The sequence below is a fragment of the Staphylococcus simulans genome, from assembly GCF_025561465.1.
Lineage (GTDB): Bacteria > Bacillota > Bacilli > Staphylococcales > Staphylococcaceae > Staphylococcus > Staphylococcus simulans.
This window is the reverse complement of the sequence record NZ_CP095100.1, coordinates 1648931-1662077: the sequence shown is the minus strand read 5'-3', so window position 1 is coordinate 1662077 and position 13147 is coordinate 1648931. Positions and strand designations below refer to the sequence as shown.

Sequence of the window (13147 nt, the reverse complement as noted above, 5' to 3'; positions counted from 1 at the left end):
AGATGAGTTATTCTAAATTAATCGCAGTCATTCTTTATCTTATTTTCACGCTATGGCTGTTTTTAGAAACAAATTTGTCCTATTTAGGACAATTGAGTGTGGCTTTGTTTGTGTTATCTTTAGGACTATTTATTTTTAGTAAAATGCCAGCAGGGTTATCTGCGATGTTGGTTGTATGTTTAGGTATTTTACTCGGTATGCCGCAAGATATTTTGTATCAATCATTAGAAGAACATGTGATTTGGTTAATGATTGGCGCATTTATTATTGGTGGCGTAGTGGAAACCAGTGGGTTATTAGATCGTTTGATTCGCTGGATTGAAGCGAAGTGTACGTCTGGGAAACGTATGAATATCTTTGTCTTTATCTTAGTACAAATTTTATCTTTAATTATTCCATCTACTTCAGGTCGTGCAGCAGCACTTCTACCTGTATATCAAGCATTTGGCAATCGTTTTAATTCGAATCGTCAGTATTTAGGCATATTGATGCCAGTGTTAATTTTGATGGGAACAAACTTATCTTTAATCGGTGCAGGCAGTCATATTATTGGGATTGGACTGCTTGAAAATCAAACAGATGGTTCTATTTCTTATCTTCAATTCTTACTATGGGGCTTTCCATTTGGGATAATTATTGCAATAATAAGCTTATTTATGATAAAAAAGTTTTATATGAAGCCTGTTGAAAAGATTTCAACAGAAAATATAATACAATATGAAAAACAACCATTGACTAAAAAAGAGAAAAAAGCAGCAGTCCTCATTAATTTGACAGTGATACTTTGGATTACTGAACCACTGCATGGCTTCGATATTGCCTTTGTGACAATTTTAATGAGCTTGATTATGATTATGCCTAAAGTTGATTTGATCGGATGGCGTGAAGCATTTAACAGAGTGTCATGGAGCTTAATTTTCTTTGTAGCGGGTGCGACTGCACTTGGCAATCTATTGGTGAAATATAAAGTGCTCGATGTCATTCAACATCAATTATATCAAGTGATGCATCATGTCAAACTGGTAAATGAATTTGTGCCGTTAGTGATTATTGTAGTATTAACTGTGACTTCACACTTGTATATTACAAGTCATACAACACGTGCAGTCGTCTTTATTCCATTACTGATTGTTTTTGGTAAAATGTTTGGTTTAAACCTGACAGCAGTTGTATTTATTGCGCTGATCGGTACGAACTACTGCTTAACTTTTCCAGTCAGTTCTAAAGCCTTGTTATTGTTTTATGAGAATAAAGAAAGACCATTTACAATTAAACAGCTCATGTATTTAAGTTTAGGTATCATGCCAGTATATATGCTTACCATGATTGTGATGTATTATGTTTATTGGCAATATGTTGGGCTTGCATTGAAATAGGAGTGAATAGAAAGTGGAAACTATCTTAATTGTGGAAGATGACGAGAAAATAGCACGCGTCATTGAACTAGAATTGGATTATGCAGGCTATGATGTCTGTATTGCGCATTCTGGTAAAGCAGCATTACAACTTTATCAAGAACGTCAGATTGATTTGATTTTACTTGATGTGATGATACCAGATTTAAATGGATTAGAAGTGCTCAGACGTATTCGAAATGATGATGACTATATTAAAATTATTATGTTAACTGCACGTGATGAAGTCATGGATAAAGTCAGCGGTTTAGATTCTGGTGCGAATGATTATATGACTAAGCCATTTGAAATTGAAGAATTATTAGCACGGATTCGTGTACATTTAAAACAGCAGCAATTAAATCAAAAAGAAGCTGTTGAAGTTTTAACACATGATCACATCGAATTGAATCCACAATCTAGAGAAGTTTTTGTCGATGGCAGTCTAGTCGAACTCACACAAAAAGAGTACGATTTGTTGTACTACTTTATGACTAACCAAAATATTGCTTTAGATCGTGCGCAGATCATTGAGTATGTCTGGGGTTATGATTTCGTAGGTGATACGAATGTTGTAGATGTTTATGTCAGATACTTAAGAAAGAAATTAGATACGGCTGATACTTCAATTATATCAAGTGTCAGAGGTATCGGTTATATGATGAGAGCTTAGTTATGAAACTAGGAACACAACTTCAAATTTATATCACTTTGATGATTGCGATTGTTGTCATTATTACTAATTTGACGATCTATTTTATTTATCGTACCACTTCGTTAAATGCGGAAACCGCACAATTAGAAGATAAAGCAATCAGCACGATGGAAGAATTACGAAAGGCCAAAGAAAATCATAACGACAAAGAAAAAGTATTGCAAAGTTTGATTTTAACTGATGGTTATATTGCGATTGTAGGTAAAGATGATGATAGTAAATTTCAAGTCACATCTAATCCAAAATATAAAGATTTAAGTGAACCGTATAAAAATAAACAATATAAAAAGGCGATTTATAAAAAAGGGCATCATTTTGTCTTAGTCAGTATTCCACTCGTTTGGAAAGATGGTGAAGTCAGTAATTTACAAATTTTTGAGAATATCGATTTCAAATATAGTAAATACGATATTTTAAAAGTGGTATTAACACTTTCTACATTGTTTATTTTGTTGATTGTCTTTTTATTAAATCGATTACTGACTCAAATTATTTTACAACCGATAAATCAATTGATTGAGAAAATGAAAAAGACGATTGAAACGAATCATTATGTCATTATGGATATTAATCAAAAGGATACTAAAGAGTTGCAAGCATTAACCCAGACATATAATGATATGATGGAAAATTTAAAGGAACATGATGAAAAGCAGCAAGCATTTATATCCAATGCTTCTCATGAATTGAAAACACCGATTACAGTGATTAATTCATATAGTCAGATGTTAAAGCGGTTTGGAAAAACTAGAGAAGATATTTTAAATGAAAGTATAGATGCGATTAGCGATGAAGCACAACGACTGAAATATTTAACAGAGCAAATGTTGGATTTAGCTAAAGTAGAGCGCAGTAATCAACAGGCCGAACGGCAATCTGTTGATTTAAATGAAATATTAGAGCATAAGGCTTCACGTTTCGCACATGCATATGATAGAGATATTGTATTTCACTGTGATAATACTGCACGTGCATTTGTGAATGAAGATCAGTTCAAACAGTTGATGACAATTTTTTTAGATAATGCGATTAAGTACAGTCAAGATGATGTGATGATACATGCGACAGAACATCCAACGCACATAAACGTGAATATTTCAGATCGTGGCATTGGTATTCCACCAGAAGATTTAGAACAGATCTTCAATAAATTTTATCGTGTGGACAAAGCAAGAGCAAGACAATCTGGGGGTTCTGGTTTAGGACTCTATATCGCGTTTGAATTAGCCAAACGTAATGACATAGAAATTCAAGTACAAAGTGTGCTTGATGTTGGCACAACGTTTATTTTGATTATAGAAAAGGTGACTTCAAATGGTGCTCAAAAAGATGATTAAAATACTGTTGATAGTCATTATTTGTATATTGATAGTGATATTATGTGCAGTGATTTATTTCAAGTCCACGCAACACGACTACACCCAACAAGAAGTTAAACAACTAGTAGATGATCGTTATGACGGCAAAATTCAATCTATTTCTTTGAACAAAGCTAAAACAACTTATAAGGTAAAATTGTTAGATGAAGGGTTAAAGTATGATTTAGAAGTGGATAAAAAAGACGGCGCAATTAAAAATGTCCATACAGTAAAAGTCAAACAACCGACTAAGTCAAAATCACAGCAAGAAAAAGCAACTAAGAAGAAAGAGACACCTTATATTTCAGAAGAAACAGCAAAAGCAGTCGCACAACATCAAGTGCCAGGTCAATTTGTTTATATTGATTTAGAAAAAGAGCACAATCCACCTTTTTATACGGTTCAACAAATCGTAGACGATGATGAAGGCGCAGTAATTAAAGTGAATGCCCTCAATAAAAAAGTACTGTCTGTGTCATGGTTCGAAATTAAAGATGATGACGACGATGATGATTTTGATGATTAAAAATATAAGCAGCTGTTGAAGTGTTATATGCGTTCAACAGTTGCTTATTTTCTTTGCCTATATTTCATTTTGAATTTATTGTAAAATAGTAGAGGTATGACAGAGAGAAGAGGTGTAGTTGATGGAGGGTATTTTACCTGTATTTAAAGAACGTGGTTTAACAAGCCATGATGTTGTATTTAAATTGCGTAAAATTTTACATACTAAAAAAGTAGGCCATACAGGCACATTAGATCCAGAAGTAAATGGCGTTTTACCGATTTGTGTCGGTGGTGCCACTAAAGTCAGTGACTATATCATGGAAATGGGTAAAGCATATCAAGCAACGGTTACGGTCGGTGTGAGTACAACTACTGAAGACCAAACTGGAGAGGTGCTAGAAACGAAAGTAGTCAGTAAAGATTTAACAGCTGATAAAATTGATGAAGCGATTTTATCATTTGTAGGTGAAATTGAACAAATTCCGCCGATGTATTCTTCTGTTAAAGTGAATGGACGTAAGCTATATGAGTACGCACGTAATAATGAAACAGTTGAACGCCCTAAACGAAAAGTGCGTATTTATGAAATTGAACGTAATTCTGAGATTCGGTATAAAGATGACACATGTTCATTTGATATATTTATACGTTGTGGGAAAGGGACATATATCAGAACGTTAGCAACTGATATCGGCAGAACATTAGGTTTTCCGGCACATATGTCTCAATTAACACGTGTAGAAAGCGGCGGTTTTTCTATCGATGAAAGTTTAACTTTGGATCAAATTGATGAATTATATAAGCAAGAAGCATTACAGGAAAAGCTATTTCCGATAGAATATGGTTTGAAAGGGTTGCCTCATATTCAAATTGACGACCCGAACATCAAAAAACGTATTTTAAATGGACAGAAATTTTATAAAAATGAATTTTCTGAAGCGATTGATGAAGTAACAGTGATGGAAGATAAAGAAACAGAAAAAGCCTTAGCACTTTATATTCCGCACGCTGAGAAACCGAATGAAATCAAACCTAAAAAGGTATTTAACTAAAGGAGCATCGCAAAATGAAAGTAATTGAAGTTACACATCCAATTCAACCTGAGCAATATATACAAGAAGACGTTGCGATGGCATTGGGATTTTTTGATGGCTTGCATAAAGGACATGCGCAAGTCTTTCATACTTTAAATGAGATTGCGAAAAAACGTAATTTAAAAAAAGCGATTATGACGTTTGATCCCCATCCATCGGTTGTATTGAATCCTAAACAAAAAAGAACGGATTATTTAACGCCGTTAAGTGATAAAATTGAAATTTTAGAATCATATAACATCGATTATGTTATTATTGTGAATTTCACATCTAAATTTGCGGATGTTTCGATTGATGAGTTTGTGAACGAATATTTAATCGCAAACCATGTGAAAGAAGTCGTTGCAGGCTTTGATTTTACATTCGGCAAACACGGTAAAGGCAATATGTCTGTACTCCAAGAATTAAAAACACACTTTAATACAACGATTGTGAGCAAACAAGAAATGTTCTCAGAGAAAATATCAACAACTGAAATTAGAAAAGCATTAAAAGAAGGCGACTTGCAGAAAGCAAATGATGAACTAGGCTATCGTTACCGCATCAAAGGAACAGTAGTCCAAGGTGAAAAACGTGGCAGAACAATCGGGTTCCCAACAGCAAATATTGAACCGAGCGACGATTATGTATTACCTAAAAAAGGTGTGTACGCAGTCAGCTTAGCTATCGGTACAGAACAACGTATTTATAGAGGTGTATGTAATGTGGGTGTGAAACCGACATTCCATGATCCTAAGAAATCACATGTCGTGATTGAAGTGAATATCTTTGATTTTGAAGAAGATATTTATGGTGAACGTGTGATTGTCTTTTGGCACCACTATTTAAGACCGGAAATCAAGTTTGATGGTATTGATCCGCTTGTAGAACAAATGAATAAAGATAAAGAACAAGCGAAATATTTATTATCGGTTGATTTCGGTGATGAAGTATCTTATAATATTTAGGTCGGAATGATTACACATGTGGTAATCAAAACAAGATTAAAAACAGTCCTCACTCTTGGCAGGTCGATACTCCGACGCCTGACTCAGACTGGGGAGACTAAATTATTAAAGGAGGAAATTGACAATGGCAATTTCACAAGAACGTAAAGACGAATTAATCAAACAATACCGTGTACACGAAACAGACACAGGTTCACCAGAAGTACAAATCGCAGTATTAACTGCAGAAATCAATGCTTTAAACGAACACTTACGTACACACAAAAAAGACCACCATTCACGTCGTGGTTTATTAAAAATGGTAGGTCGTCGTAGACATTTATTAAACTACTTACGTAAAAAAGATATTCAACGTTACCGTGAATTAATCAAATCATTAGGTATCCGTCGTTAATCTTTTCTTAAGTAAAACGCTGATACCAGTTAGAGGAAAGGACCATCGTTGGTTGCTTTCCTTTTTTTATAGCTTAGATACGAATGTGCGTATAAAAATAATCATGTAAATGATATGATAGAATTATTAATGTAAAAGAGGTAGTAAGAGAAAGGAGATTCCTAATGTCTCAAGACAAGAAAGTGTTTAAGACCGAATGGGCAAACCGTCCGTTAACAATTGAAACTGGGCAGATGGCAAAACAAGCAAACGGTGCGGTACTCGTACGTTATGGGGATACAGTTGTATTATCTACTGCGACAGCATCAAAAGAACCGCGTGATGGAGATTTCTTCCCATTAACAGTTAACTATGAAGAAAAAATGTATGCAGCAGGTAAAATTCCTGGGGGCTTTAAAAAACGTGAAGGTCGTCCGGCTGACGAAGCAACTTTAACTGCGCGTTTAATCGATAGACCAATCCGTCCATTATTCCCTAAAGGTTACCGCCATGATGTTCAAATCATGAATATCGTGTTAAGTGCTGATCCGGATTGTTCACCAGAAATGGCAGCAATGATCGGTTCATCAATGGCATTAAGTGTATCAGATATCCCATTCCAAGGTCCGATTGCAGGGGTAAATGTCGGTTATGTTGATGGTCAATATGTGATCAACCCGACTGTAGAACAAAAAGAACAATCTCGTTTAGATTTAGAAGTTGCAGGCCATAAAGACGCAGTCAACATGGTTGAAGCAGGCGCAAGCGAGATTACTGAAAAAGAAATGCTAGATGCAATTTTCTTCGGTCATGAAGAAATCAAGCGTTTAGTAGCGTTCCAAGAGGAAATTATTGATTATCTTAAACCTGAGAAATCAGAATTTATTCCAGTTGAACGTGATGCAGAAGTCGAAGAAAAAGTAACTGCATTAACACAAGAAAAAGGTTTGAAGGAAGCTATTCAAACCTTTGATAAAAAAGAACGCGAAGAAAATATCGACGCAGTTCGTGACGAAATTATTGAGATTTTCGAGGATGAAGAAAATCCGGAAAACGAAGCGTTACTTGCTGAAGTAAATGCAATCTTAAATGATTTAGTAAAAGAAGAAGTCCGTCGTCAAATCGCGGATGAAAAAGTACGACCAGATGGACGTAAACCAGATGAAATTCGTCCATTAGAATCTGAAGTAGGTCTATTACCGCGTGCACATGGTTCAGGTTTATTCACTCGTGGTCAAACACAAGCGTTATCTGTATTGACATTAGGCGCATTAAGCGAATATCAATTAATTGACGGTTTAGGACCTGAAGTTGAAAAACGCTTTATGCATCACTATAACTTCCCGAACTTCTCAGTAGGTGAAACAGGTCCAGTTCGTGCACCAGGTCGTCGTGAAATCGGACACGGTGCATTAGGCGAACGTGCTTTGAAATATATCATTCCTGACACACAAGATTTCCCATATACAGTACGTATTGTCAGCGAAGTGCTTGAATCAAACGGTTCATCATCACAAGCATCTATTTGCGGTTCTACACTTGCTTTAATGGATGCAGGTGTACCAATCAAAGCACCAGTTGCTGGTATTGCGATGGGTCTTGTAACACGCGATGATAACTATACAATTCTTACAGATATTCAAGGTATGGAAGATGCTTTAGGCGACATGGACTTCAAAGTTGCCGGTACTAAAGATGGTATCACAGCAATCCAAATGGATATCAAAATCGATGGTTTAACTAGAGAAATCATTGAAGAAGCTTTAGAACAAGCACGTGTCGGCCGTTTAACAATTCTAGAACACATGCTTCAAACAATCGATCAACCAAGACCAGAACTAAGTGCGTATGCACCTAAAGTTGAAACAATGACAATCAAACCAGACAAAATCAGAGATGTTATTGGACCTGGCGGTAAGAAAATCAATGAAATCATTGATGAAACAGGTGTTAAACTGGATATCGAACAAGATGGTACTATCTTTATCGGTGCAGTAGATCAAGCGATGATCAATCGTGCGCGTGAAATTATTGAAGAAATTACACGTGAAGCAGAAGTGGGTCAAACATATAATGCGAAAGTTAAACGTATTGAAAAATACGGTGCGTTCGTAGAATTATTCCCAGGCACTGATGCGTTATTACACATCTCACAAATTGCGAATGAGCGTATCAATAAAGTTGAAGATGTATTGAAACTTGGCGACTCAATTGAAGTTAAAGTAACTGAAATTGACAGTAAAGGACGTGTGAATGCATCTCACCGTGTATTATTAAATAAAGAAAACTAATAGAATATGAGATTGAATAAGAAGAATGCTTGTACAACTTGATGTTGCTTCACAAGCATTCTTTTATACATATGTACGGTTTAACATCGTGCTGGCCTATGGATTCATTAGTGTACATTAAAAAGATTTTAACTTATAATATAGAGTGAATACTTATATGGTCGGGGATTATAAATAGGAGGAGAAAAATTGAATTTAGTAAAGAAAAAGAATAATGATATTCGCATCATCCCGCTTGGCGGCGTGGGTGAAATTGCGAAGAATATGTATATCGTTGAAGTTGACGATGAAATGTTTATGTTGGATGCAGGTCTAATGTTCCCAGAAGACGAAATGCTGGGTGTCGACATTGTAATTCCTGATATTCAATATGTCATTGAAAATAAAGATAAATTAAAAGGTATATTCTTATCGCATGGACATGAGCATGCGATTGGTGCAGTCAGCTATGTTTTAGAAAAAGTTGACGCACCAGTATATGGTTCTAAATTGACATTAGCACTTGTTAAAGAATATATGAAAGAACGTAAAATTGATAAGAAAGTCAGATATTATACAGTCAACAATGAATCTGTAATGCGCTTTAAAAATGTCAATGTATCATTCTTTAATACATCACATAGTATTCCAGATAGTTTAGGTGTAACGATTCATACGTCATATGGTGCAATTGTATATACTGGTGAATTTAAATTTGACCAAAGTTTACAAGGCAACTATGCGCCAGATCTTAAGAAAATGACTGAAATCGGAGACGAAGGTGTCTTTGCGTTAATCAGTGATTCGACTGAAGCGGAGAAACCAGGTTACAACACACCTGAAAATGTGATTGAATCTCATATGTTAGATGCATTTACAAAAGTGAATGGCAGATTGATTGTGTCTTGTTATGCATCAAACTTTATCAGAATTCAACAAGTGTTAAATATAGCTTGCAAATTGAATCGTAAAGTATCATTCTTAGGACGTTCACTAGAAACATCATTCAATATTGCACGTAAAATGGGATACTTTGATATTCCAAAAGACTTATTAATTCCAATTAATGAAGTTAAAAATTATCCGAAAAATGAAGTGGTAATTATTGCGACAGGTATGCAAGGAGAACCTGTAGAAGCATTGAACCAAATGGCGCGTCAAAAGCATAAAATTATGAATATCGAAAAAGGAGATTCAGTCTTCTTAGCCATGACAGCGTCAGCTAACATGGAAGTAATTATCGGTGACACGTTAAATGAATTAGCACGTGCCGGAGCAGATATCATCCCAAATAATAAGAAAATCCACGCATCAAGTCATGGTTGCATGGAAGAACTCAAAATGATGATTAACATCATGAAGCCAGAATACTTTATCCCTGTCCAAGGCGAGTTCAAAATGCAGATTGCCCATGCAAAATTAGCGGCTGAAGCAGGTGTAGCACCTGAAAAGATTTTCTTAGCTGAAAAAGGCGATGTCTTAAACTTCGATGGCGAAGATATGATTTTAAATGAAAAAGTAGAATCAGGTAACGTACTGATTGATGGTATCGGTGTCGGTGACGTCGGTAATATCGTTTTACGTGACCGCCATTTATTAGCAGAAGATGGTATTTTCATTGCGGTTGTGACTTTAGATCCGAAAAACCGACAAATTGCGGCAGGACCTGAAATTCAATCACGTGGTTTCGTGTATGTCAGAGAAAGTGAAGAATTGTTGAAAGAAGCGGAAGAAAAAGTACGCGAGATTGTGGAACAAGGTCTTCAAGAACGTCGTATTGAATGGTCTGAAATCAAGCAAAATATGCGTGATAAAATCAGCAAGTTGTTGTTTGAAAACACAAAACGTCGTCCAATGATTATCCCAATTATTTCTGAAGTTTAATTAAAAGTATGCAAGATTAACATACAAGAATGCTATGGTGTGCAAACATGCGTACCATAGCATTTCATCGTATAGCTCATATTTTAATCATGTGTAACTATGTGGTCTATACGTTAAATGTTAAAATAGAAGGATAGTAAGTTTAGCATGTGTGCGTATAGGCACCTTAGTTTGTCTGTACGCATAATACATATTCACTAAGACATATTTTATGGAAAAGAAGGTGTATGTTTTGGCACAAAGAAAGAAAAGAACAACAAATACGAAACGTAAAACGACAGCAAGAAGAAAAACCACAAAGAAAAAACAAAATGAAGCACCGTTACGCTATATTGCTGCGATTATTACGGTAGTGCTTGTTGTTCTAGGTGCCTTCCAATTAGGAATAATCGGAAGAGTAATTGATACCCTTTTCAATTACTTGTTTGGCTATAGTAGATACTTAACCTACATTCTCGTTATATTAGCATCAGGCTTTTTAGCTTATAACGGCAAGTTGCCGAAAACTAGAAGATTAACAGGTTCAATTGTGTTACAAGTTGCGTTATTATTTGCGACACAGTTGTATTTAGTCTTTACGAAAGGTGCTGCGGGCGACCGTGAACCTGTTATTTCTTATGTGTATCGTCAATATGATAAAACCCATTTTCCGAATTTCGGCGGCGGGGTGCTTGGTTATTATTTAGTTCATTTCTCTATACCGCTTGTATCTATTGTCGGCGTTGTCATCTTAACAATATTACTTTTTATTTCTAGTTTTATTTTATTATCTAAACAACGTCATCGTGATGTGGCTAAAATTTTCTTAGAGAAATTAAAATCAGGCAGTGAAAAAGCAGCAGTACATAGAAAAGAACGTAAAGCACGTCAAGCTGAGCGTGCAGAAGAAAAACAACGCCGTAAAGAAGAAAAAGCAGCAGAGCGTGCACAACAAGAAGAAGTGAAGGATGTCAGCGACTTTACAGAAGTTCCCATGTCAGAACCAGAGAAGCAAGAAGCTGCGATTCCGATTTTCGGTGATGATCAAAAAGAAGAGACACCAAAACCAGCAGAACCTAAACCTCAAGCAGAACCTGCACCTAAAAGAAAACGTGAAAAACGTCAGTTGGTAGAACAAACACAAACAAATGAATCAACAGAATCATCTGAAGATATGGGCAGTATTTCTGAAGCGGGTGAAGTTGAAAATTCAGACTATCAATTACCGCCACTTTCAATTTTGAATGAACCAGTGAAACAAAAAACAACTTCACGTGCTGAAGTTCAAAAGAAAGGGCGCTTACTTGAAAATACATTGAAGAACTTTAATGTTAATGCGAAAGTAACCCAAATCAAAATCGGTCCGGCAGTGACTCAATATGAAGTACAACCAGCACAAGGGGTTAAAGTCAGCAAAATCGTCAACTTGCATAATGATATTGCGTTAGCTTTGGCTGCCAAAGATGTGCGTATTGAAGCGCCGATTCCTGGTCGTTCAGCTGTAGGTATCGAAGTACCGAATGATAAAATCGCATTAGTCTCTTTAAAAGAAGTCTTAGATGAAAAATTCCCTTCTAAGAATAAATTAGAGGTAGGTTTGGGTAGAGATATATCAGGCGAACCTATCAGCGTAGAATTAAATAAAATGCCGCACTTGCTTGTGGCAGGTTCTACCGGAAGCGGTAAATCTGTATGTATCAATGGTATCATTACGAGTATTTTACTGAATGCGAAACCACATGAAGTAAAACTCATGCTAATTGACCCAAAAATGGTAGAATTGAATGTATATAACGGTATTCCGCATTTATTAATTCCAGTGGTCACAAATCCTCATAAAGCATCGCAAGCGTTAGAGAAAATTGTGGCGGAAATGGAACGTCGTTATGATTTATTCCAACATACGGGTACTAGAAATATTGAAAGCTATAATGACTATATGAAGCGTCAAAATGAGGAATTAGATGAAAAACAATCTCTATTACCTTATATTGTCGTAATTGTAGATGAATTAGCTGACTTGATGATGGTTGCAGGTAAAGATGTTGAGAATGCGATTCAACGTATTACACAAATGGCTCGTGCTGCAGGCATTCACTTAATTATTGCGACACAACGTCCATCTGTGGATGTTATTACGGGATTAATCAAGAACAATATTCCATCACGTATTGCCTTTGCGGTCAGCTCTCAAACAGACTCTCGTACGATTATCGACCGAGGCGGAGCTGAGAAGCTATTAGGTAAAGGGGATATGTTGTACTTTGGTAATGGCGGTTCTATTCAAACGCGTATCCAAGGTGCATTCTTAAGTGATCAAGAAGTTCAAAATGTAGTGAATTTTGTAATTGATCAACAAAAAGCGAATTATGTTAAAGAAATGGAACCTGGTACAACACCAGAGGGCGGAGAAAAGAAAAGTGAAGATCCGCTATATGATGAAGCTTATCAATTTATTGTCGAACAGCAAAAAGCGAGTACATCCCTTTTACAACGTCAATTCAGAATCGGTTACAACCGTGCATCACGTTTAATGGATGATTTAGAAAACAACCAAGTGATTGGACCACAACGAGGCAGTAAACCACGACAAGTATTAGTGGATTTAGATAATGGTGAGGTGTAA

Annotated in this window: 10 protein-coding genes; all 10 read left to right on the top strand. The window is 35.9% G+C overall.

The annotated features are described in order from the left end of the window. Window positions 1-2: 2 nt before the first annotated feature. The 10 genes from MUA87_RS07765 to MUA87_RS07720 all read left to right on the top strand — a co-directional run bounded on the left by MUA87_RS07765 (window position 3) and on the right by MUA87_RS07720 (window position 13147). Entirely contained in the window at window positions 3-1376 is a 1374-nt protein-coding gene (locus tag MUA87_RS07765) for an SLC13 family permease (RefSeq protein ID WP_262550445.1), read from the top strand. A gap of 13 nt (window positions 1377-1389) precedes the next feature. Then, the gene (locus MUA87_RS07760; RefSeq protein WP_107587148.1) at window positions 1390-2067 is read left to right on the top strand and encodes a response regulator transcription factor; all 678 of its coding nucleotides are present in this window, start codon (window positions 1390-1392) and stop codon (window positions 2065-2067) included. Between the two features lie 2 nt (window positions 2068-2069). Then, window positions 2070-3446 (top strand): sensor histidine kinase, encoded by a 1377-nt coding sequence (locus MUA87_RS07755; RefSeq protein ID WP_023015683.1) that lies wholly within the window; start codon window positions 2070-2072, stop codon window positions 3444-3446. Then, on the top strand, window positions 3424-3993 hold the full coding sequence (locus tag MUA87_RS07750) for a PepSY domain-containing protein (protein WP_002480716.1): 570 nt from the start codon (window positions 3424-3426) through the stop codon (window positions 3991-3993). Before MUA87_RS07755 ends, MUA87_RS07750 begins: the two co-directional genes overlap by 23 nt. A 118-nt stretch (window positions 3994-4111) precedes the next feature. Then, complete coding sequence (gene truB / locus MUA87_RS07745) at window positions 4112-5026, top strand: tRNA pseudouridine(55) synthase TruB (RefSeq protein WP_182683063.1); 915 nt, start codon at window positions 4112-4114, stop codon at window positions 5024-5026. Between the two features lie 14 nt (window positions 5027-5040). Next, entirely contained in the window at window positions 5041-6015 is a 975-nt protein-coding gene (locus tag MUA87_RS07740) for a bifunctional riboflavin kinase/FAD synthetase (protein ID WP_002480718.1), read from the top strand. Window positions 6016-6139: 124 nt separating this feature from the next. Next, complete coding sequence (gene rpsO / locus MUA87_RS07735; protein WP_002480719.1) at window positions 6140-6409, top strand: 30S ribosomal protein S15; 270 nt, start codon at window positions 6140-6142, stop codon at window positions 6407-6409. 164 nt (window positions 6410-6573) lie between these two features. Continuing rightward, window positions 6574-8679 carry a polyribonucleotide nucleotidyltransferase gene (gene pnp / locus MUA87_RS07730; protein WP_262550440.1) on the top strand — a complete coding sequence of 702 codons (2106 nt, stop codon included), beginning with the start codon at window positions 6574-6576 and terminating at the stop codon, window positions 8677-8679. 189 nt (window positions 8680-8868) lie between these two features. Further along, complete coding sequence (gene rnjB / locus MUA87_RS07725; RefSeq protein ID WP_002480721.1) at window positions 8869-10542, top strand: ribonuclease J2; 1674 nt, start codon at window positions 8869-8871, stop codon at window positions 10540-10542. Window positions 10543-10774: 232 nt separating this feature from the next. Next, complete coding sequence (locus tag MUA87_RS07720) at window positions 10775-13147, top strand: FtsK/SpoIIIE family DNA translocase (RefSeq protein WP_262550438.1); 2373 nt, start codon at window positions 10775-10777, stop codon at window positions 13145-13147.

Bases quoted from the DNA above. Each gene is read 5' to 3' on its own strand.
- MUA87_RS07765 (WP_262550445.1), top strand. From the start codon at position 3: ATGAGTTATTCTAAATTAATCGCAGTCATTCTTTATCTTATTTTCACG.
- MUA87_RS07755 (WP_023015683.1), top strand. From the start codon at position 2,070: ATGAAACTAGGAACACAACTTCAAATTTATATCACTTTGATGATTGCG.
- MUA87_RS07750 (WP_002480716.1), top strand. From the start codon at position 3,424: ATGGTGCTCAAAAAGATGATTAAAATACTGTTGATAGTCATTATTTGT.
- MUA87_RS07740 (WP_002480718.1), top strand. From the start codon at position 5,041: ATGAAAGTAATTGAAGTTACACATCCAATTCAACCTGAGCAATATATA.
- rpsO (WP_002480719.1), top strand. From the start codon at position 6,140: ATGGCAATTTCACAAGAACGTAAAGACGAATTAATCAAACAATACCGT.
- pnp (WP_262550440.1), top strand. From the start codon at position 6,574: ATGTCTCAAGACAAGAAAGTGTTTAAGACCGAATGGGCAAACCGTCCG.